Annotated in this window: 23 protein-coding genes; 10 read left to right on the top strand and 13 right to left on the bottom strand. The window is 64.5% G+C overall.

The genetic code is table 11. The features are described 5' to 3' along the window. Nucleotides 1–12: 12 nt before the first annotated feature. Complete coding sequence (locus NKI39_RS10040) at nt 13–450, top strand: cupin domain-containing protein (RefSeq protein WP_352831639.1); 438 nt, start codon at nt 13–15, stop codon at nt 448–450. Here NKI39_RS10040 and NKI39_RS10035 read toward each other — a convergent pair. From NKI39_RS10035 to NKI39_RS10025, 3 genes are read right to left on the bottom strand one after another with little or no spacing between them, the layout of a single operon-like run. Next, the gene (locus NKI39_RS10035) at nt 447–1,115 is read right to left on the bottom strand and encodes a lysoplasmalogenase family protein (protein WP_352831637.1); all 669 of its coding nucleotides are present in this window, start codon (nt 1,113–1,115) and stop codon (nt 447–449) included. The two genes, NKI39_RS10040 and NKI39_RS10035, sit on opposite strands and share 4 nt — an antisense overlap. Then, nucleotides 1,115–2,002, bottom strand: coding sequence for an aromatic amino acid exporter YddG (gene yddG / locus NKI39_RS10030; protein WP_352831635.1), 888 nt, complete (start codon nt 2,000–2,002; stop codon nt 1,115–1,117). Before yddG ends, NKI39_RS10035 begins: the two co-directional genes overlap by 1 nt. A 42-nt stretch (nt 2,003–2,044) precedes the next feature. Next, nucleotides 2,045–2,836, bottom strand: coding sequence for a DUF3108 domain-containing protein (locus NKI39_RS10025; protein ID WP_352831633.1), 792 nt, complete (start codon nt 2,834–2,836; stop codon nt 2,045–2,047). Between the two features lie 612 nt (nt 2,837–3,448). Between NKI39_RS10025 and rpmB the strand changes: the two genes are divergently transcribed. The 3 genes from rpmB (at nt 3,449) to NKI39_RS10010 (ending at nt 5,258) form a co-directional block, all read left to right on the top strand. Then, a complete protein-coding gene (gene rpmB, locus NKI39_RS10020) occupies nt 3,449–3,745 on the top strand; it encodes a 50S ribosomal protein L28 (protein ID WP_352505075.1) in 297 nt (98 codons plus the stop codon). A gap of 81 nt (nt 3,746–3,826) precedes the next feature. Beyond that, entirely contained in the window at nt 3,827–4,507 is a 681-nt protein-coding gene (locus tag NKI39_RS10015; protein WP_352505074.1) for a queuosine precursor transporter, read from the top strand. Between the two features lie 76 nt (nt 4,508–4,583). After that, on the top strand, nt 4,584–5,258 hold the full coding sequence (locus tag NKI39_RS10010; RefSeq protein WP_352831631.1) for a spermidine synthase: 675 nt from the start codon (nt 4,584–4,586) through the stop codon (nt 5,256–5,258). Between the two features lie 60 nt (nt 5,259–5,318). Here the strand turns inward: NKI39_RS10010 and NKI39_RS10005 are convergent, their stop codons facing one another. The 6 genes from NKI39_RS10005 to NKI39_RS09980 all read right to left on the bottom strand — a co-directional run bounded on the left by NKI39_RS10005 (nt 5,319) and on the right by NKI39_RS09980 (nt 11,014). Then, on the bottom strand, nt 5,319–5,801 hold the full coding sequence (locus NKI39_RS10005) for an SRPBCC family protein (RefSeq protein WP_352831629.1): 483 nt from the start codon (nt 5,799–5,801) through the stop codon (nt 5,319–5,321). Continuing rightward, nucleotides 5,798–6,166, bottom strand: a complete 369-nt coding sequence (locus tag NKI39_RS10000; RefSeq protein WP_352831734.1) for an ArsR/SmtB family transcription factor — start codon at nt 6,164–6,166, stop codon at nt 5,798–5,800. Before NKI39_RS10000 ends, NKI39_RS10005 begins: the two co-directional genes overlap by 4 nt. A 176-nt stretch (nt 6,167–6,342) precedes the next feature. Beyond that, the gene (locus NKI39_RS09995; RefSeq protein ID WP_352831627.1) at nt 6,343–7,368 is read right to left on the bottom strand and encodes an esterase-like activity of phytase family protein; all 1,026 of its coding nucleotides are present in this window, start codon (nt 7,366–7,368) and stop codon (nt 6,343–6,345) included. Further along, nucleotides 7,365–9,263 (bottom strand): cobaltochelatase subunit CobT, encoded by a 1,899-nt coding sequence (cobT, locus tag NKI39_RS09990; protein WP_352816737.1) that lies wholly within the window; start codon nt 9,261–9,263, stop codon nt 7,365–7,367. Before cobT ends, NKI39_RS09995 begins: the two co-directional genes overlap by 4 nt. A gap of 11 nt (nt 9,264–9,274) precedes the next feature. After that, complete coding sequence (cobS, locus tag NKI39_RS09985) at nt 9,275–10,261, bottom strand: cobaltochelatase subunit CobS (protein WP_352451201.1); 987 nt, start codon at nt 10,259–10,261, stop codon at nt 9,275–9,277. A 123-nt stretch (nt 10,262–10,384) separates the two neighbouring features. Continuing rightward, a complete protein-coding gene (locus tag NKI39_RS09980; protein WP_036238769.1) occupies nt 10,385–11,014 on the bottom strand; it encodes a J domain-containing protein in 630 nt (209 codons plus the stop codon). Between the two features lie 133 nt (nt 11,015–11,147). Between NKI39_RS09980 and NKI39_RS09975 the strand changes: the two genes are divergently transcribed. Further along, nucleotides 11,148–11,450, top strand: a complete 303-nt coding sequence (locus tag NKI39_RS09975) for a BolA family protein (protein WP_352471452.1) — start codon at nt 11,148–11,150, stop codon at nt 11,448–11,450. A gap of 2 nt (nt 11,451–11,452) precedes the next feature. Here the strand turns inward: NKI39_RS09975 and NKI39_RS09970 are convergent, their stop codons facing one another. From NKI39_RS09970 to NKI39_RS09955, 4 genes are read right to left on the bottom strand one after another with little or no spacing between them, the layout of a single operon-like run. After that, a complete protein-coding gene (locus NKI39_RS09970; protein WP_352471492.1) occupies nt 11,453–12,262 on the bottom strand; it encodes an alpha/beta hydrolase in 810 nt (269 codons plus the stop codon). A gap of 40 nt (nt 12,263–12,302) precedes the next feature. Continuing rightward, nucleotides 12,303–13,199, bottom strand: a complete 897-nt coding sequence (locus tag NKI39_RS09965; RefSeq protein ID WP_352471453.1) for an HlyC/CorC family transporter — start codon at nt 13,197–13,199, stop codon at nt 12,303–12,305. Then, nucleotides 13,196–14,338 (bottom strand): 3-dehydroquinate synthase, encoded by a 1,143-nt coding sequence (gene aroB, locus NKI39_RS09960; RefSeq protein WP_352831624.1) that lies wholly within the window; start codon nt 14,336–14,338, stop codon nt 13,196–13,198. Before aroB ends, NKI39_RS09965 begins: the two co-directional genes overlap by 4 nt. Next, complete coding sequence (locus tag NKI39_RS09955; protein WP_352831622.1) at nt 14,335–14,937, bottom strand: shikimate kinase; 603 nt, start codon at nt 14,935–14,937, stop codon at nt 14,335–14,337. The genes aroB and NKI39_RS09955 overlap by 4 nt, the downstream gene beginning before the upstream one ends. Nucleotides 14,938–15,095: 158 nt before the next feature. Here NKI39_RS09955 and NKI39_RS09950 point away from each other — a divergent pair, with 158 nt between their 5' ends. The 5 genes from NKI39_RS09950 to NKI39_RS09930 all read left to right on the top strand — a co-directional run bounded on the left by NKI39_RS09950 (nt 15,096) and on the right by NKI39_RS09930 (nt 19,023). Next, the gene (locus NKI39_RS09950; protein ID WP_023677884.1) at nt 15,096–15,245 is read left to right on the top strand and encodes a hypothetical protein; all 150 of its coding nucleotides are present in this window, start codon (nt 15,096–15,098) and stop codon (nt 15,243–15,245) included. Continuing rightward, nucleotides 15,242–16,159, top strand: a complete 918-nt coding sequence (locus tag NKI39_RS09945) for a site-specific tyrosine recombinase XerD (protein ID WP_352831620.1) — start codon at nt 15,242–15,244, stop codon at nt 16,157–16,159. The genes NKI39_RS09950 and NKI39_RS09945 overlap by 4 nt, the downstream gene beginning before the upstream one ends. Before the next feature lie 99 nt (nt 16,160–16,258). Further along, nucleotides 16,259–17,209, top strand: a complete 951-nt coding sequence (locus NKI39_RS09940) for an acetyl-CoA carboxylase carboxyltransferase subunit alpha (protein WP_352471457.1) — start codon at nt 16,259–16,261, stop codon at nt 17,207–17,209. Nucleotides 17,210–17,419: 210 nt separating this feature from the next. Continuing rightward, nucleotides 17,420–18,745 (top strand): L,D-transpeptidase family protein, encoded by a 1,326-nt coding sequence (locus tag NKI39_RS09935; RefSeq protein WP_352831732.1) that lies wholly within the window; start codon nt 17,420–17,422, stop codon nt 18,743–18,745. Between the two features lie 5 nt (nt 18,746–18,750). Further along, entirely contained in the window at nt 18,751–19,023 is a 273-nt protein-coding gene (locus NKI39_RS09930) for a sulfurtransferase TusA family protein (RefSeq protein WP_352451194.1), read from the top strand. Nucleotides 19,024–19,125: the final 102 nt, after the last annotated feature.

Raw genomic sequence — 19,125 nt, 5'->3', positions numbered from 1 at the left:
GGAGCTAGGGTCATGACCAGTTCCGCCGAAATCATCGCCCTGCTCGGCCTGAAGCCGCATCCGGAAGGCGGCTGGTATGCCGAGACCTTTCGCGACGGCGCGGCAGGCACGCGCGGCCATTCGACGGCGATCTATTTCCTCCTCGAGAAGGACCAATTGTCGGCCTGGCACCGGGTCAAGGACGCGGCCGAGGTCTGGCATTTCTATGACGGTGCGCCGCTGGCGCTGTCGATACACCGAGAAGGCGGTCCCGTCATCGAGGAGATCCTCGGTACCGCGCTTGCCGCAGGCGAGCGGCCGCAGATCGTCGTGCCGGCGGGCTGGTGGCAGTCGGCGCGCAGCCTCGGCGAATGGACCCTGGTCGGCTGCACCGTGGCGCCGGGTTTCGATTTCTCCGCCTTCGAACTGGCCGAACCAGGCTGGCAGCCGGGAACGCCTAAGGCACCTTAGCCCAGCAGCAAACCCAGCGTGATCGCCAGCTGGCCGACGTAATACAGCGCCCAGACCCCATGGCGCACCCAAATGCGATGCGGCGAGATGGCGGGCAGCAGGAACTTTTCCGCGGCGTGCAGCCCGTCGGACAGCATGAGCAGGACGATGCCGCCAATGACCCAGACGCTGTTCAGGGTGAGCGCCGCAATGCCCATGCCAAGCAACGCCGCGACATGGATGCCAATCGGCAAACGCAAGGCCGGGCCGATGCGGCGCCAGAGCGCGAAAACCATCGCCAGCGCCAACACGGCCATCGCTAGGGCAATAATTCCTCGCCACGGTTCGGCCGAGAGCAGCCCGAGGCCGCTGCCGGCGCGCAGGAACAGCACGACGTAAAGCACATGCGCGGTAAGAAAACTGGCCGTGCCGCCAAGAAATGCCTTCTCGCCGTCGCGCGACAGGAAGGCGTCGCCGATGGCACTGGCGCCCAGCGCGGCGACGAGCAGCCATGGGCCGCCCTGCTGCGCGACCAGCACCGCCAGCATCGCCACCGCCAATGTCCTTGCCGCCGACCGCGAAAGGCGCGGCGGCATGCCGAGGCTGAACGCGTAAATCACCGCCGCCGCCAGCGAAAACAGCAGCGTCGCATTGGCATTGGCATCGATGCCGCCGGAAAACGGCATCACGCGTTTGCCTCGCTCGCGGCCCTCTTGCGCAGCAACAGCGATTTCGCCGCCAGTGCCGCGCCGCCGGTGATCAGCACGCAGGCGGCGAGGATGCGCCATGACGGCTCGGCGAAGCCGGCGGTGATCAGCACCAGGGTGGACAGCAGCGGCGCGGCATAGCTCGCCGCCCCCAGCACCTGGATGTTGCCGCGCTTGACGCCGATGTCCCAGGCATAGAACGCCGCCCCCACCGGCATCAGACCGAGGCCGAGCACGGCCAGCCACTGGCCGGCGCCGTTGGGCAGCACCGTTTCTTCCAGCAACAGATGGCAGACCAGCGAAAGTGCCGCGGTGGCGGCGCAGAACCAGGTGACGATGCTGGTCGGCACCGACGGGAAGCGCCGCGACAACAGCGAATAGGACGACCACAGCACCGCGCAGACGCCGGCCATTGCATAGCCGAAGGCATAACGCGCATCGAAGGCAAGCCCGCCGCCCTTGGTGACGATCAGGACCGTGCCGGCAAGGCCGAGCAGCGCGCCGGCGACGTGGTTCCAGGCCAGCCGCTCGCCCGGCATCAGCGCCGACCCCAGCACGATCAGCAGCGGCCACAGATAGGCGATCAGGCTGGCCTCGACGGCCGGCGCATTGCGCAGCGCGGTGAAATAGAAGAAGTGGTAGCCGAACAGGCCGGCAATGCCGATCGCCCAAACCTGGCGCGGTATCTTCGCGGCGCCATCAGCTGCCGGCATGAACAGCCGGGCAACCAGCCCGACGCAAGTGCCGATCGTAAAGGTGATTGCCGAAAGCAGGAACGGCGGCACGGCGCCCGAAGCATCCGTAAGCAGCGCCAGCAGCGCCCACATGGCGACCGCGGAGAAGCCGATCAGTGTTGCGCGCGCCATACCGGTCGCCCCCTGCCCATCGTTGGCGGCGCACCGTCACGCCTATTCGTTTGCTTCGAACCGCTCCGCGCTGATCGTCAACGGGCCGATTTGCGTGCTGACCGTGGCGCGGATCGGCGCATATACGCCGCTTTGGCCGACCGGTGCAAACGTCACCATGATGCGGCTGCGTTTCTTCAGGTAGTTCAGCGCCTTGCGGTTCTTGCGGTAACCGGCCACCGGCTCGAAGCCCAGCCTGCAGGTGACCGTATCGCCCTTGTAGCCGGCCACCGAGATCGACCCTTTGGACTCGTAGGTCAGTTTCAGATCGGCACGCATTTCGCCGTCATAGAGCTTCACCGTGCGCCCGCAGACCTGGTCGAGGCTGTCGGCATGGATGACGGTGGCGGCCATCGGATCGAGGACCGATACGAGATGGCTGCCGGCCAGCGGTATCCAATTCTCGGGATTGCGCTTCTTCGGTTCAGGCACGACCTTGGTCGAGGTGACGACGCCGTTGGCAAACTGGATGTCGATCATCGATGCCTTCTTGCCGGACGTGTAGTCGGCGTGGAACGCTTGCGGCTGCAACTGCTTGCCCGAAATCTTGCCCTTCGACGAGATCGTGCCCCGCGTATCGTCGAACAAAGTGGCGAGCCCGGCGGCGGAAACGCTGCCCTCGATCGAATAGGTGTCGCCCTCGTAATGGCTGGAGAATTTCGCCTTGGCCACGGAGAGGCCGAGGAACGACACCGAATACTCGCCCGTGAAGGATTGCGGCTCAGCGGCCGAAGCCGTTGTCGGCGGCGCGACGGCCAACAGCACGACCAGGGCATGGAGGAAAGAACGAGGCATGGGCGGGTCCTTGATTGTCGACCGGAGACGGGCGGCTCCGATCTGGCATGTCCCTGTGCGACCGCTTATAGGCTGAATTCCGGCCTTAATGTGAAGGCGGCGTCGGCAGGGACGGTGGGGCTGGTCGACGGCCAAAATAAAAAACCCGCCTCGACGGGCGGGTCGTTGGAGCCAATTAGCACCATACCGAAATTAGTAGCATAGCTGCCGGCACAAAGCAAGAACAAAATGTGGCCACCTGGAAAATCGCGACAGGTTTGCGCAGCCCCTCATCGCCCTGCCGGGCACTTCTCCCCGTATAGGGACGGGGAGAAGGTCGCCTTGCAAACGGTTTCGCCAATTTGCGGAGTTGCAGAAAGCGCCGAGCCTGCGGCCCAGCCCCTTCTCCCCGTCACTATACGGGGGAAGGTGCCGGCAGGCGGATGAGGGGCAGCGCCGGCATCGGTCATCTTTTGATTGATTCCCTTGGCACTAACCAACCCCAAGCTTGACGCCTCGGCGAAATGCAACTATGGAACGCCAACTTTTTCCATAAGGCCGCCTGACCGAAACCGCGCGCCACCCGGCGCGGGTCGAATGTTTGGCCAGGACCGAGAACCGAAGGTTAGAACCATGTCCCGCACCTGCGAACTCACTGCCAAGGCAGTCATGTCCGGCAACAATGTGAGCCACGCCAACAACAAGACCAAGCGTCGCTTCCTGCCCAATCTCGTCAATGTGACGCTGATCTCGGAAGCGCTGAACCAGAACGTGCGCCTGCGCATTTCGGCCAACGCATTGCGTTCGGTCGAGCATCGCGGCGGCCTCGACGCCTTCCTGGCCAAGGCCGATGCCAAGGAATTGTCGCAGCGCGCCCGCCTATTGAAGAAGCAGATCGCCAAGAAGATCGCCGAGCAGCCGGCCGCCTGAGTTTTTCGGCGGCAGCGCCTTCCAGGGCGGGGTCCGAACTCCGGATCGCGTTCCGCTGGTTCCATTACCCAGGATAAAAAAATGATTTTCCTCTCGCGGTACCTGCCCTTCGTGGCGGCCATGGCGCTCGTCGTCGTGGCCTCGAACATCCTCGTGCAGTTCCCGATGCAAGGTTCAATCGGCGGGCTGTCGCTGGCCGACATCCTGACCTGGGGCGCCTTCACCTATCCGTTCTCCTTCCTGGTCACCGATCTCGCCAACCGCCGCTATGGGCCGGCGGTGGCGCGCAGGATCGTCTTTGTCGGCTTCATGACAGCGGTGATCTGCTCGATCGTCATCCCACCGCTGCTGTTTCGCCACGGCCTGATCGAATTCGAGACCGCCGCCGACCGGCTGGTGCGCATTGCCGCTGCCTCGGGCGCCGCCTTCCTCACCGCGCAGTTGCTCGACGTCACCGTATTCAACCGGCTGCGCCGGCAGAGCTGGTGGCGCGCGCCGATCGTCGGCACGCTGGTCGGCTCCGTTTTCGATACGGTGGTGTTTTTCACCGTCGCCTTCGCGGCGGCGTTCGCCTTCGCCGGGCCCAACGACGGCTTTGCGCTGGAAACCGCGCCGCTGATGGGCGTGCTGCCGGTCGAGACGATGCGCTGGATTTCCTGGGCGCTCGGCGATCTCGGCGTCAAGCTGGTCATAGCGGTGGTGGCGCTGATCCCCTACCGGCTGCTTGCCGCCCGCTGGAGCCAACCGGCACTGGCAGCATGATCCCGAACCAAAGGTCCGCGTTAGCGAAAAGTGGGAACCGGTTTTCGGACAAGATCATGCTCAAAGGCTATCGAGCATGATCCCTTGGGTCCAGCTTGATTCGGCAAAAACGCCTGACGGCGGACGGGAACTCCGCCTGAAGCGGCGCGGCGGCGAATTCTCGATCATGCTTGGCGCCAACGAGCTGATGAACAGCCGGCTCAGCGGTTCCGAAGAGGCGCTGGCGAAACTGTCCTGCCAAAGGATTGCCGGCCGCCGGACCCCAAACATCCTGATCGGCGGCCTCGGCATGGGCTTTACCTTGCGCGCGGCGCTGGCCGAGCTCGGCGACGATGCGCAGGTCACCGTTGCCGAATTGGTGCCGGCGGTCGTGGCGTGGGCGCGCGGCCTGATGGCCGAAGTTTTCGACGGTTGCCTTGACGACCGGCGTGTCGGCATTCGCGAGGCCGATGTCGGTCAGCTCATCCGATCGCAAGCTTCGGCCTGGGACGCGATCCTGCTCGATGTCGACAACGGCCCCGAGGGCATCGTCTACAAGGCCAACGATGCGCTCTACGGCGCAGCCGGCCTGATCAGCGCGAGAGCAGCTCTCAAGCCCGGCGGTGTGCTGGCGGTCTGGTCGCAGGGCCCTGACGCAGGTTTCACCCGAAGGCTCAAGCAGGCCGGCTTCACGGTCGAGGAGGTCAAGGTGCGGGCTCACGGCAAGCGCGGCGCCCGTCACATCGTCTGGCTCGCGACCAAGGGGCAATAGGCCACCACCTCGCAATCCGGGCGGGCCTTGGTGGACGCCGCCCGGTACACCCGCGAACCTCTACTTCGCCTTCTGAAGCTCGGCGGCGAGCGCCTGCAGCAGCCCGCGTGTGCCCTCCTCGCGCCCTTGCGCTGAATCGACGCCATCGAAGAACGCACCCTGTTCGGTATAGGTCAGGCGGGTGCCCTCGCCGGAAGGGGCAAGCTCGACCGTGGTGAGCGACGCCGACAGCGGCTGCGCCCCGACCGCCATCCGGTATGAAAATACGATGCGCCGGTCAGGGACGATGTCCTGGAACTGCGCATCGAGCCTGATCTCCGGGCCGCCCTGGTAGCTGAACCGCGAAACCTCGCTGCCGCCGACACGGAAATCGAAGGTGAATTCGGCGATGGTGAAGCCGTCGCCTTCGACGCGCCAGCGCCGCACCGTCGCCTTGTCGGCAAAGGCGAGGAAGACGCTCTCGGGCGATTGCGGGTAGGTCCGCTCGATCGTGAAGCTTGAATGGATGACGGACTGGTCGTTCACGGGGGCAATCTGGTTCATTTCTTGTCGTCCTTTTCCTGGTCGTGGAGTGTTGCGTCCGGTTGGTCAGTCTCCGCCAGGATCTGGCCGAGACGGTCGAGCTGGCGTTCGGCCGGTGTACGGCGCGCGGCGATCCAGTCGGCGAGCGGGGCCAGCCCGCCGGGCTCGATCCGGCAGGTGCGCACGCGTCCGACCTTCTCGCTGCGGATCAGCCCGCACGCTTCCAGCGCCTGGAGATGCTGGAGCACGGCAGCGAAGGTCATGCCGAACGGCTCCGCCAACTGGCTGACGGTGGCCGGCCCGCGGCTCAGCCTTTCCAGGATTGCCCGGCGCGTCGGCTCGGCAAGAGCCCGCAGGATGCTGTCGATCTCGGAACACTTAAGCATGGACTTGAGTATTTCGCCGATGACACAAATTGTCAAGTCACGACTAAAGTATTTTTTCAGATGGTGAGAGCCGGCTGGAAAACCCGCGACGCGGGTCATTGCCAGGGGAAATTGCCTGCGCTGCAAAACGGCGCGGAAATGCCAGCGATGCTGTCAGCCAGCAGGCCTGTCGCGCGTCAATCCTCGTGCAGCACAAATTCCAGGTAAAGATTGCGCTGCAGGATCGAGTGGTTGTCATCGGACATCAGCGACACGATCAGCGCGCCATCGTCGCGGGTCCAGACGTCGAGCGCTTCCATGTTGTCGATCTGGTAGCCCATGTCGGCTTCGAGCAGCACCGGCCCGTCGGCGACGGCGCCCTTCTCGACGCCTTCGCCATAGATGCGCCGCAGCCGCATCTTGACGCCGCCGGCCATCGAAAAACTGCGCTCCAGAAGCAACAGGTCGCCGTCCGGCACGAAGGCGCCGTCGGTGATGTCGAAATCGCCATTGCGCTTGACGGTGAAGACGCCCTTGTGCGGCCCTTCGATGATCGCGGCAAAGATGTTGCCGGCCTTGTCGAGGCTCTTTTCCGACACCACGACCAGTCCGCCCGCGTGCTGCCCGGTGGGACTGGCGCGGGTGACGGTCTCAAAGCCGCGATTGCGGCGAAGTTCCCAGGCTGGGATCAGGAAGTCCAATTGCCTGAACGGCACCTTCATGCCGTCCGGATCGATCTTGAACTCTGCGATACGGTGATCGCCCTCGAAACCGACCGTGGCAATACCGTCCTTGACCGCGAGGCCTTCGGCATCGACCGCCCATTTCTCGTCGATCGGCTGGCCGGCCGCATCGACCATCTGCTGCATGCGAAAATTCTGGATGCCGGAAGGCCGCTTCTCGGCATCGTGGACGAGGGTGCCGAAGAACCAGAAGCCGGTGTCGGCGACGCCGATGAAATCGCTGCCGGGCTCGAGGAACCGAAGTGCCGACAGCGCGCCGAAATCGCGCGTCGACGAGGTCATTTCGAGCCCGCCGATGAATTCGAGCGGCCCGAACTGTTTGTCCGGCCGGCCGATGTGGAATTCGCTGATCGGCCGTGCCGTGATTTCGGCCGGCTCGACCGAGGCCGGGCCGGCAGCGACAGCTGGCGCCAAACTGATGCCTAACAACGCACTGGCGGCCAAAAGCTTCTGCCAAAAGCCGCCGCGGGAAAAAATCATCCGGCGCGCCGCATGCCGCCGCGCCGCGTGTCGCGCACGGTTTCCTCGGCGAACAGCGAGGCCAGCTGCTCGGTCATGGCGCCGGCCAGTTCTTCGGCATCGACGATGGTGACGGCGCGGCGATAGTAGCGGGTGACGTCGTGGCCGATGCCGATGGCCAAAAGCTCGACCGGCGAGCGCGTCTCGATGAGTTCGATGATGGCCCGCAGATGCCGCTCGAGATAATTGCCGGGGTTGACCGACAGCGTCGAATCGTCGACCGGCGCGCCGTCGGAGATCATCATCAGGATCTTGCGCTGCTCCGGCCGCGCGATCAGCCGGTTGTGCGCCCACAGCAGCGCCTCGCCGTCGATGTTTTCCTTGAGCAGGCCCTCGCGCATCATCAGGCCGAGATTGCGGCGCGCCCGCCGCCACGGGTGGTCGGCGGATTTGTAGATGATGTGGCGCAGATCGTTGAGCCGGCCGGGGTTCGGCGGTTTGCCTTCCTTCAGCCATTTCTCGCGCGCCTGCCCGCCCTTCCAGGCGCGGGTGGTGAAGCCGAGGATTTCGACCGAGACGCCGCAGCGTTCCAGCGTGCGCGCCAGGATGTCGGCGCAGGTCGCGGCGACGGTGATCGGCCGGCCGCGCATCGAACCCGAATTGTCGAGCACCAGCGACACCACCGTGTCGCGGAATTTGGTATCACGCTCCTGTTTGAAGGACAGCGGCTGCATCGGGTCGATGACGACGCGCACCAGCCGTGCCGGATCGAGATAGCCTTCTTCGAGGTCGAAATCCCAGGAGCGGTTCTGCTGCGCCATCAGGCGGCGCTGCAGCCGGTTGGCCAGCCGCCCGACGACGCCGGAAAGGTTGGCGAGCTGCTTGTCGAGGAAGGCGCGCAGCCGGTCGAGCTCCTCCTCCTCGCACAGTTCCTCCGCACCTACGGTCTCGTCGAAGGCGGTCGTGAAGACCTTGTAGTCGATCTCTTTCGGCAGATTGGTGAAGGGATTGTCGTTGCGGCGCGCCTCGCCCGGCGTCTCCGCATCGGCGTCGTCATCGTCGGAGAGATCCTCGGCGGTGGCGTCGGAGGCTTCCGTCTCGGCCGATTGCTCGTCGTCCGACGATGCCTCGGTATCCTCGGATTGCGACTGCTCGGAGCCGGAATCGTCTTCGCCGCCCTCCTCGCTCTGCTCCTCGCCTTGCGGCTGGTTTTCGTCGTTGTCCTCGGAGTCTTCCGTCTCCTGGTCATCGCCGAGCTCCTCGGCCATTTCCATGGAGGCGAGCATCTCGCGCACGACGCGGGCGAACGCCTGCTGGTCATCGAGCTTTGCCGACAGCCCGTCGAGGTCGGCACTGGCCTTTTCCTCGACCCAGGGGCGCCAGAGATCGACCAGCCGTTCGCCGCTCTTCGGCACAGTGCGGCCGGTCAGCTTTTCGCGCACCATCAGCGCCAGCGCTTCCTCGATCGGCGCGTCGGCCTTGTCCTTGACGTCGACGAGGTTGGCCCTGGCGTATTTGTCCTCGAGCATCGAGCCGATATTGTCGGCGACGCCCTGCATGGCGCGGCTGCCGATCGCCTCCACCCGGGCCTGCTCGACCGCGTCATAGATGGCGCGGGCCTGTTTGCCTTCCGGGGCCAGCCTGGTGTGGATGCGCGAATCGTGGCAGGCGCGCTTCAGCGCCATGGAATCGCCGAGCCCGCGGGTGATGGCGATGTCCGCCTTCGACGCTTTCTTCGGCAGTTCCGGCAGCCGGGCGCGGCTGCCGGCCAGCGCCGGCCGATCCTTGGCGAAACCGACCTCGAGATCCTTGTCGCCGGCGATGGCGCGCATGCAGACGGTGACGGCGCGCTTGAAGCTGTCGTTCTCAGCGCCGGTCTTGGATTTGTTTCGCGTATTGTCGCCCGGACCCGCCATCGAGACTCTGCTTAGCCCAGCACCACATTCGCCGCCGATTCCGGCAGATCTTCGCCAAAGGCGCGTTGGTAGAACTCGGCCACCAGCGAGCGTTCCAGCTCGTCGCATTTGTTGAGGAAGGTCAGCCGGAACGCCATGCCGATATTGCCGAAGATTTCGGCATTCTCGGCCCAGGTGATAACCGTGCGCGGGCTCATCACCGTCGACAGATCGCCGTTGATGAAGGCCGAGCGCGTCATGTCGGCGACACGGACCATCTTGTTGACGATCTCCTTGCCCTTGCCGTCGCGATAATGCTTGGCCTTGGCCAGCACGATGTTCACTTCATTGTCGTGCGGCAAATAGTTCAGCGTGGTAACGATCGACCAGCGGTCCATCTGCGCCTGGTTGATCTGCTGGGTGCCGTGGTAGAGGCCGGTGGTGTCGCCCAGCCCAACCGTGTTGGCGGTCGAAAACAGCCGGAAGGCCGGGTGCGGGCGGATGACCCGGCTCTGGTCGAGCAGCGTCAGCCGGCCCGACGATTCCAGCACGCGCTGGATGACGAACATCACGTCCGGGCGGCCGGCATCGTACTCGTCGAAGCACAGCGCGACATTGTGCTGATAGGCCCAGGGCAGGATGCCATCGCGGAATTCGGTGATCTGCAGCCCGTCCTTGACGACGATGGCGTCCTTGCCGACGAGATCGATACGGCTGACATGGCTGTCGAGGTTGACGCGCACGCAAGGCCAGTTGAGGCGGGCGGCGACCTGCTCGATATGCGTCGACTTGCCGGTGCCGTGATAGCCCGACACCATGACGCGGCGATTGTAGGCAAAGCCGGCGAGGATCGCCATGGTCGTGTTCTTGTCGAACAGGTAGTCCGGATCGATGTCGGGGACATGCTCGCTCGTCACCGCATAGGCCGGCACCACCATCTTGGAGTCGAAGCCGAATGTCTCCTTCACCGACACCGTGGTGTCGGGCAGGTTGGCGATGTCGCGATCGACCTTGTTCATCTCTATCAACATCTCCACAAGCGAAACGCCGCGTTTCGCCGGCAATCGATTTTGTTCGGGGGCGGTCTTAGAGCCTTTTCCAACCTTATGAAAGTTGGAAAGCGACACGAACCGTATGGTCGCTCAGCACAAACCTGCCTGCTTGAGCACGCGATACGCCTGGAGCACATCGCGGAACCGGTCTTCCGAACCTCTGTCGCCGCCATTCGCATCCGGGTGGTGGCGTTTCACAAGTTCCTTATAGCGCGCCTTGATATCCTTGCCAGTTGCCTTTGTATCAAGGCCAAGCGTTTCCAGTGCCTTGGCCTCAAGCGGCTTGGCCTTGCGCTCGCGTGCTTCGCGCGGGTCCTTCGGGCCTTTGAACAGGTCGAACGGATCGCGCATGCGATTGTAGTAGCCGGCGCGGCCGGAGCGCGCCTGTGCGAAGTCGGGCGAGGAGCGTGTCGAGGCACCGTTGACGCCCATTTTCCAGGTCGGCCGGTGGCCGGTCATGGCTTCCTTCTGGAAGCGGGCGATCTCGGTATCGGGAACGCCCGAGAAATAATTGAAGCCCTTGTTGTACTCGCGCACGTGATCGAAGCAGAACTGGAAATACTCGCCTTCCTTCATCCGTCCGACCGGGGCACGGTGGGTACCGGCCTCCTTGCAGCCATCCCACTGGCAGATCGGCGAACGCGACTTCAGCTCCGCGTCCTTCTCCGGGCGGATGCGAATCTTCTCGAAATATTTTGGGTACGGCTTCATCTCACCCATTTATGGGCTGTTCGCGGATGCGAAACAAGAATTGACATTTTCGCGATGATCGCCCTAACCGCTGAATCGCGGCATAAAACCGGCGAATTGCGAATTTTGTGCGATGACATAGATGTGGTGAAGGGAAGCGGCGATGTCCATACAGGCAACGATGGAAGACAAGCTGAAAAAGGCGTTTTCGCCGGAACGGCTGGCCGTCATCAACGAAAGCCATCTCCATGCCGGGCATCATCATGTGGATTCCGGCCATCACGCCACCTTCGACGGCACCGGCGAGACGCATTTTCGCGTCCGCATCGTCGCGCCAGCCTTTGCCGGCATGAGCCGCGTCGAACGTCACCGCGCCGTCAACACATTGCTGGCCGAGGAATTGAAATCCGGCGTGCACGCCCTGGCGATCGAGCCGGCGGCGCCCGGCGAAAAGACCCGCTGGTAATTTCAGCCGAAGCTCGCCCTCAGGAAAGCCATCACCGCGGCGGTCAATGCATCGCCCTCGGTGCCGAAGTCGCGATTGATCGACATGTGCGAATAGGCGCTGCCGTCGAACAGCGTGACCCTGGTTCCGGTGGCGCGCAGACGCCCGGCGAAGGCCTGCGCATCCGCCGCGCGGGCTTTCGCGCGCGAATGGGCGATGAAGGTCGGCGGGTGCTTGCGGCCTTCGACGTAGGTGACAGGCGACAGCGCGCGCCACTGCGCCGGATCGGGAAAGGCGCGGGCATAGACCCCTGCCATGCCGCCGCTTCTGGCCAGCGCCTCCAGATCGTAGGCCCTGGTGTCGTCGAGAACCAGCGCCGCGACGCCGGGCAGGCCGCCGCGCAGCCCGGTCAATGCGACGAGATGGCAGCCGGCCGAATGGCCCATGGCGACGATCCGGTCCGGATCGCCGCCATGCCTGGCGATGTTGGCGCGGACGTAACGATAGGCCAGTTCGACATCTGCCGCCTGGGTGGCGACGTCGGCCTTGGGCAGCATCCGGTAGTCGATCGAGACGAAGCCGAAGCCATTGTCGAGCAGGAATTGCGGCTTGGCATTGACGTTGCCGCGGTTGCCGACTCGCCAGGCGCCGCCATGGACGAAAAAGACGACCGGCAGGCCGCTTGCGCCGTCGCGGGAATAAATGTCGAGCTTGGCCGGCCCATAGTCGAAGGTTTCGGGCGACGGCGAACGCAGCCGCAATGCCGCCGCAGCCTGTCCCGGCAGCAGCGCCGCCATCGACGCCAGAAGCAGGCTTCGCCGATCGATCTTCATCAACGCCTGACTGCCCACGGCTGCCACAAGGTGCGCACTGTCATTCTCCAAGCATCGCCGGCTTGATCCTCAGCCGCGCGATACGGTTCTTGTCGCGCTTCATGACGACGAAGCGCTTGCCGTGAAACGTAAAGGCCTGCTTTTCGTCCGGGATCGACTGCGCCTCGTGGATGACAAGGCCGGCGATGGTGGTGGCTTCCTCGTCCGGCAGGTTCCAGTCGAGCGCCCGATTAAGGTCGCGGATCGGCACCGTGCCGTCGACGACGACGGAGCCGTCGGCCTCCTGCTTGACGCCCTGGATGTCGATGTCGTGCTCGTCGGCGATCTCGCCGACGATCTCCTCGATGATGTCCTCCAGCGTCACCAGCCCTTCGACCTCGCCATATTCGTCGACGACGATGGCGAAATGCGCCTTGCGGCGCAGGAAGGCATTGAGCTGCTCCTGAAGCGTCGTGGTGTCGGGCACGAACCACGGTTTCGACGCGATCTTCATCACGTCGATCCTGGAAAAATCGTTGCCGACCTCGTTCAGCGCGCGCAGCAGATCCTTCGCGTGCAGCACGCCGACAATGTTGTCGAGCGAACCCTTCCACAACGGCATGCGGGTGTGCGGGCTCTGCAGGATCTCGCGAACCACCGCTTCGGGCGGGTCGTCGGCGTTGACCGAGCGCATATTGGTGCGGTGGACCATGACGTCCGACACTTCGAGCTCCTCGAGGTCGAACAGGCCGCCGATGCGGGCGCGGTCCTCGCGCACCACCTGGCCGTCGCGGCGGAAATCGTCGACGGCGCCGCGCAGTTCCTCGCGCGCAGAGCGCTGCGGCTCCATGCGTTGCAGCTCGTAGCCGAAGGCGGCGAGCAGGCGCCGGCGCAAGACGAAGCCCAGCACGCCGAGGCCGGCGAGCACGGCAGCCGCGATCCAGCCGGCCTGGCTCATCCCGGCCGGCTTTCCTGCCGACCCGGATGGTTCTCCCGGAGGAACGCCAGCACTTCCGAGGCCGGCACATCCCTGGCGATGAAGGCCTGGCCGACGCCGCGCGTCAGGATGAAGGTCAGCGCGCCGCGCGACACCTTCTTGTCCTGGGTGATGAAGGAGAACAGCGTCTCGGCGTCGGGCAGTTCGCCTGGAATGTCGGCCATCCGCCAGGGCAGACCGACGGCGCGAAGATGCGCCTCGACACGCGCCGCGTCGTCGGGGCTCGCCAAATTGAGCCTTGACGAAAAGCGGTGCGCCAGCGCCATGCCGATGGCGACGCCCTCGCCATGCACGAGCCTTGCGCCGTCATAGCCGATCGCCGCCTCCAGCGCATGACCGAAGGTGTGGCCGAGATTGAGCAACGCGCGGTCGCCGGTCTCGAACTCGTCGCGGGCAACGACGTCGGCCTTGGCACGACAGGCCTCGGCGATGGCCGCAGCCCGCTCCGGCCCGCCGGCAAACACTTGACGCCAGTTTTCTTCCAGCCAGGCGAAAAACTCGGGCCGGTCGATCAGCCCGTATTTGGCCAGTTCGGCATAGCCGGCGCGAAACTCGCGGATCGGCAGCGTGTCGAGCACTTCGGTGTCGGCCAGCACCAGCTTCGGCTGGTGGAATACCCCGACCAGGTTCTTGCCGCGCTTGCTGTTGATGCCGGTCTTGCCGCCGACGGAGGAATCGACCTGCGCCAGCAGCGAGGTCGGAACCTGCACAAAGTTCATGCCGCGCCGCGCGATGCCGGCGGCGAAGCCGGCCAGGTCGCCGATGACGCCGCCGCCGAGCGCGATGACGACATCGCCGCGCTCCAGCTTGGCGGCCAGCACGCCGTCGACCACCTCCTCGAGATGCGCAAAGCTCTTGGTCTTTTCGCCTGGCGGCAGCGTGATGACGGCATGTTGGATGCCACCGCTTGCCAGGCCGGCCGCAAGCGCTGCGAGATGCGCGCTAGCGACGTTTTCGTCGGTGACGACCGCCGCCCGCGTTCCCGGCAGACGGCGCGAGATCTCGGCGCCGGCGCGTGACAGCAGGCCGGGGCCGATCAAAATGTCGTAGGCACGCTCGCCAAGCCCGACTTCGACAGTGACCGTTGCATCAGCGCTCACGACCGCACCTCGTCAATATCGGCAACGCCGAGATGGCCGCGCAGCGCGTCCACCACTTCGGCGGCAATGATCTCCTTGCGGTCGTCGCGGGTCGGCACGATGACATCGGCCGCGGCATAAACCGGGTAGCGTTCCGCCATCAGCCGTTCCAGCACGGCGCGCGGATCGGCGCTTTTCAGCAGCGGCCGGTTCTGTTTCTTGGAAACGCGCTCTATCAACAGGTCGATCTCGGCTTTCAGCCAAACCGAAACGCCATGGCTGGCGATCGCCTCGCGCGTCTGCGCGTTCATGAAGGCGCCGCCGCCGGTCGACAGCACCTGCGGCCCGTGCTCCAGCACACGCAGGATGACGCGCTGCTCCAGTGCCCGGAACTCCGCCTCGCCATAGCGCTCGAACAGGTCCGGGACGCTCATGCGCGAAACAGTTTCGATCTCCTGGTCGCTGTCGATGAAGGGCAGTGCCAGCATCGCCGCCACCTTGCGGCCGATCGCCGTCTTGCCGGCGCCCATCAGCCCGACAAAGACGATGGAACGGCCGCCCAGCCGGCCGAGCAGCGCGGCATGGCTCTCGCCCGGAGGATTTGCTGGTAGCGCGTTCATGCTTCTAGGGCCTCTTTGGCGGCGTATCGACATCAAAAGCCTGTTTGCGTCAAGCGCGGCGCAACCGGGACTATGGGCTTCACCCTTGAATTGGCCGGATTGGCGTCTCATAAGGGCACAGGGTTGGAAATGCAGAATAAGACGACGGGCGAAAATTAATGCCAACACTGTTTCGCTTTGTCGTGACGCTCGCGATTCTGGCCGGCATTGTCTATGGCGCGATGTTCGCCTTGGTCATGTTCGTCGAGCCGAGGAAGGCGGAAATGAGCGTGCGTATCCCTCCAGAAAAGCTCAATCCCAAAAAATGAACAGCGCCGCCCGCATCGAAGCCTTCCTGGAGATGATGAGCGCCGAGCGCGGCGCGGCCGAAAACACGCTTTCCTCCTATCGCCGCGACCTCGAAGACGCTTCCGCCGGGATCGGCGGTGGGCTTGCCGCTGCCACCAGCGCCGACATCCGTGCCTATCTCGACGACATCGCCGCGCGCGGCTTTGCCGCCACCTCGCAGGCGCGCAAATTGTCGGCGATCCGGCAGTTCTTCAAGTTCCTCTACGCCGAAGGCCTGCGCGGTGACGATCCGACCGGCACGCTGGACAGTCCGAAGAAGGGCCGGCCGCTGCCTAAGACGATGAGCGAGGCCGATACCGGCCGGCTGCTCGACCGCGCCGCGCAGGAGGCGATGGACCCCTCCATGCATGACGGCGACAGGCTGGCGGCGCTGCGCCTGCACGCACTGGTCGAGGTGCTCTACGCCACCGGCTTGCGCGTTTCGGAGCTGGTCGGCCTTCCCGTGACGGTGGCACAGCGCGACGACCGCTTCTTCATGGTGCGCGGCAAGGGCAACAAGGAGCGCATGGTGCCGCTGTCGGCCAAGGCGCGCGCGGCGATGCGGACCTGGCTTGCCGCACGGGCAACGGTGCCGGCTTTTGCCGACAGCCCGTTCCTGTTTCCGGCCGCCGCCGACAGCGGCTATCTCTCGAGACAGGTCTTTGCCCGCGAGCTGAAAGCGCTTGCCGCGCGGGCCGGCATTGCCACGGCGAAGATATCGCCGCATGTGCTGCGCCATGCTTTCGCCAGCCATCTGCTGCAGAACGGCGCCGATCTCAGGGCCGTGCAGCAGCTGCTCGGCCATGCCGATATTTCAACGACGCAGATCTACACGCATGTGCTGGAGGAGCGGCTGGTGCGTCTGGTCAACGATCATCATCCGCTTGCCGACTAGGCGTCATATCGCTATGTGAGAACGACGCTCCACCGCGCCCAGCCTGCATTTTCGGGCTTGCGTCAGTCATTGCCTTCCGACTTGCCGGTTCGCCCAAGAATGTACAATTACCTCGATTTCGAAAAGCCTGTGCAGGATCTCGAAGGCAAGATCCTTGAGCTGAAGAAGCTTGCCGAGAACGGCGAGGCGGTCGATGTCGGCGATGAGATCGCCCGTCTCGAGAAGCGCTCGCGCGATGCGCTGCGCGACGCCTACAAGGCGCTGACGCCATGGCAGAAGGTGCAGGTGGCGCGCCATCCGGACAGGCCGCATTGCATCGACTACATCAAGGGCCTGCTTACCGATTTCACGCCGCTTGCCGGCGACCGCAATTTCGGCGAAGACCAGGCGATCGTCGGCGGCTTCGCCCGCTTCCGTGGCGAGCCGGTGGCGATCATCGGCCAGGAGAAGGGTTCCGATACGGCAAGCCGGCTGAAGCATAATTTCGGCTCGGTGCGGCCGGAGGGCTACCGCAAGGCGGTGCGGCTGATGGAACTCGCGGACCGCTTCCAGATCCCGCTGCTGACGCTGGTCGACACGGCCGGCGCCTATCCCGGCGTCAACGCCGAAGAGCGCGGCCAGGCAGAAGCCATCGCCCGCTCGACCTCGGCCTGCCTTGGCCTGAAGGTGCCGTCGATCTCGGTGGTGATCGGCGAAGGCGGCTCGGGCGGCGCCATAGCGATCGCCACCGCCAACCGCGTCTACATGCTCGAACACGCCATCTATTCGGTGATCTCGCCGGAAGGCGCCGCCTCGATTCTGTGGCGCGATACCACGCGGTCCAAGGATGCTGCGACCAACATGAAGATCACGGCGCAGGACCTGCTGGAGCTGAAGATCATCGACGCCATCATCGCCGAGCCGCTCGGCGGTGCCCATCGCGCCCCCGAAACGGTGATCGCCGCCACCGGCGACCTCATCGCCAGGACGATGAAGGAATTCTCCGGCGCCAACACCGACTTCCGCGAGCATCGCCGCGAGAAATACCTGGCGATGGGCCGCAATCTGTAACCAACGCAGACACGCAGCCTGAAATGTGGCGGCGTGAACCAGTTTCGCCACAAAAATGCCGCTGCATTCGGCTCAGTGAGCTTAACGTAAGGGGACGCGCCGCATGCTTGCGGTAAGGAATTTTCAAGGTTAACGGGCTTAAGGTCCGTCAGCGGTCGGTTTAGCAGCTGCGGCATCCGCGGCGCAGAGATGAAGACGATAGCCATATCCATGTTTGCCAAGCTTGCCCGCACCGGAGTTCTGATCGCTGCGATCGGCGTCGCCGGCTGCAATGACGCTTCGATGAAGGATTTTGCGCCGCAAGCCAACAAGCCGCTGCCGGACAAGATCCTGGCCGAGATGAAAGCCAAGGGCATGATCCGCACCTCCTCGGTGATGGCGCGCATCTTCAAGGAAGAAGGCAAGCTCGAAATCTGGAAGGCCAAGACCAACGGCCGCTACGACCTGGTCGCCAGCTACGACATCTGCAAATGGTCGGGCAAGCTCGGCCCGAAATTCACCGAAGGCGACCGCCAGGCACCGGAAGGCTTTTACACGGTCCGCCCGGCACAGATGAACCCGCGGTCGAATTACCACCTGTCCTTCAATATCGGCTACCCGAACGCCTATGACCGCGCCAATGGCCGCACCGGTTCCAACCTGATGGTCCACGGCGCCTGCTCGTCGTCGGGCTGCTATTCGATGACCGACGCGCAGATCGAGCAGATCTACGCTTTCGGCCGCGACGCCTTCCAGGGCGGCCAGACCGAGTTCCAGATCCAGGCTTTTCCGTTCCGCATGACCGCCGCCAACATGGCGCGCTATCGCAACGACCCGAACTACGAATTCTGGAAGATGCTGAAGGTTGGCTACGACAATTTCGAGGTCACCAAGGTGCCGCCGAAAGTCGACGTCTGCGAGAAGCGCTACGTGTTCAACCAGGTTGCGGCCGACGGCTCGACCTTCAATCCGACCGGCCCTTGCCCTGTGACCACCCAGCCCGATTCGCTGAAGAGCGCCATCAACGCCTATCAAAGCACCTATGAGGCGGCCTTCAACGGCGCCATCAAGGCCAGCGTGCCGGCACCCAAGCCGACCATCGCCGGGATCAAGGAAGCCAGCATCGTTTCCGACTGGTCGAAGCGGCGTGCGCGCGGCGAACGCGTTCCGATCGAGCCGCCCTCGCTCAACCCGGACGGCACGGTGGCCGAAACGGCGCGCATGGGCCGCATCGATTCGCCGGCGGGCCGCAAGATGGCAGCGCTCGACGCCGAAAAGGCTGCCAAGCAGAAGGCCGAGGAACAGCGGCTTGCCGCGATAGAAGCGGCGAAGGCAGCGAAAGCGGCAGCCAAGGCACAGGCCTTGGCCGAGAAGGAAGCTGCAAAAGCCCAGGCGCTAGCCGAAAAGGAAGCTGCCAAGACCGCCGCAGAGATGCCTGTCGCCACCGCCACCGTAGCGCCATCGGACGCCGCCCCGGCAGTCGAAACGCAGGCTGCGGACGCCGAAAGCACGGCGACAAGGTTGAAGAAAAAGCTGCTCGGCATGTTTGGCGGCTGAACTTCATGCTTGAGCAAGAAGATGGGGGCCAAGAAGACAGGCCCTCAACCAGCCCCGCCGCCGTCTACGACCTCAAAGGCCTGAACTGCCCGTTGCCCGTGCTCAAGGCAAAAAAGCGCCTGGCCGCAATGCAGCCGGGCAGCCGGCTGTGGCTCGAAACCACCGACCCGCTCGCCGTCATCGACATTCCCGCCTTCTGCGCCGAGAGCGGCCATCGACTGGTCGAAACGGCGGCGGCGGCAGGCGGCCACCGCTTCCTGGTCGAGCGCGGCGGCTGAACGCGTAATCTCCCCCCTGTTTGGACCGGAGACATCGCGAACAGGTGTGCGAGGACATCGCGAACAGTTTGGCGCGCTTTGCGCCGGGAGGTTCGGGATGCC

The sequence above is a fragment of the Mesorhizobium sp. M0664 genome (assembly GCF_040320565.1).
GTDB lineage: Bacteria > Pseudomonadota > Alphaproteobacteria > Rhizobiales > Rhizobiaceae > Mesorhizobium.
Note: the sequence above shows the minus strand (reverse complement) of the source record. Positions and strands in the feature narration are given on the sequence as shown.

Coding starts and splice junctions, on each gene's coding strand:
- NKI39_RS10040 (WP_352831639.1), top strand. CDS start 13: ATGACCAGTTCCGCCGAAATCATCGCCCTGCTCGGCCTGAAGCCGCAT.
- NKI39_RS10035 (WP_352831637.1), bottom strand. CDS start 1,115: ATGCCGTTTTCCGGCGGCATCGATGCCAATGCCAATGCGACGCTGCTG.
- yddG (WP_352831635.1), bottom strand. CDS start 2,002: ATGGCGCGCGCAACACTGATCGGCTTCTCCGCGGTCGCCATGTGGGCG.
- NKI39_RS10025 (WP_352831633.1), bottom strand. CDS start 2,836: ATGCCTCGTTCTTTCCTCCATGCCCTGGTCGTGCTGTTGGCCGTCGCG.
- rpmB (WP_352505075.1), top strand. CDS start 3,449: ATGTCCCGCACCTGCGAACTCACTGCCAAGGCAGTCATGTCCGGCAAC.
- NKI39_RS10015 (WP_352505074.1), top strand. CDS start 3,827: ATGATTTTCCTCTCGCGGTACCTGCCCTTCGTGGCGGCCATGGCGCTC.
- NKI39_RS10010 (WP_352831631.1), top strand. CDS start 4,584: ATGATCCCTTGGGTCCAGCTTGATTCGGCAAAAACGCCTGACGGCGGA.
- NKI39_RS10005 (WP_352831629.1), bottom strand. CDS start 5,801: ATGAACCAGATTGCCCCCGTGAACGACCAGTCCGTCATCCATTCAAGC.
- NKI39_RS10000 (WP_352831734.1), bottom strand. CDS start 6,166: ATGCTTAAGTGTTCCGAGATCGACAGCATCCTGCGGGCTCTTGCCGAG.
- NKI39_RS09995 (WP_352831627.1), bottom strand. CDS start 7,368: ATGATTTTTTCCCGCGGCGGCTTTTGGCAGAAGCTTTTGGCCGCCAGT.
- cobT (WP_352816737.1), bottom strand. CDS start 9,263: ATGGCGGGTCCGGGCGACAATACGCGAAACAAATCCAAGACCGGCGCT.
- cobS (WP_352451201.1), bottom strand. CDS start 10,261: ATGAACAAGGTCGATCGCGACATCGCCAACCTGCCCGACACCACGGTG.
- NKI39_RS09980 (WP_036238769.1), bottom strand. CDS start 11,014: ATGGGTGAGATGAAGCCGTACCCAAAATATTTCGAGAAGATTCGCATC.
- NKI39_RS09975 (WP_352471452.1), top strand. CDS start 11,148: ATGTCCATACAGGCAACGATGGAAGACAAGCTGAAAAAGGCGTTTTCG.
- NKI39_RS09970 (WP_352471492.1), bottom strand. CDS start 12,262: ATGAAGATCGATCGGCGAAGCCTGCTTCTGGCGTCGATGGCGGCGCTG.
- NKI39_RS09965 (WP_352471453.1), bottom strand. CDS start 13,199: ATGAGCCAGGCCGGCTGGATCGCGGCTGCCGTGCTCGCCGGCCTCGGC.
- NKI39_RS09955 (WP_352831622.1), bottom strand. CDS start 14,937: ATGAACGCGCTACCAGCAAATCCTCCGGGCGAGAGCCATGCCGCGCTG.
- NKI39_RS09950 (WP_023677884.1), top strand. CDS start 15,096: ATGCCAACACTGTTTCGCTTTGTCGTGACGCTCGCGATTCTGGCCGGC.
- NKI39_RS09945 (WP_352831620.1), top strand. CDS start 15,242: ATGAACAGCGCCGCCCGCATCGAAGCCTTCCTGGAGATGATGAGCGCC.
- NKI39_RS09940 (WP_352471457.1), top strand. CDS start 16,259: ATGTACAATTACCTCGATTTCGAAAAGCCTGTGCAGGATCTCGAAGGC.
- NKI39_RS09935 (WP_352831732.1), top strand. CDS start 17,420: ATGTTTGCCAAGCTTGCCCGCACCGGAGTTCTGATCGCTGCGATCGGC.
- NKI39_RS09930 (WP_352451194.1), top strand. CDS start 18,751: ATGCTTGAGCAAGAAGATGGGGGCCAAGAAGACAGGCCCTCAACCAGC.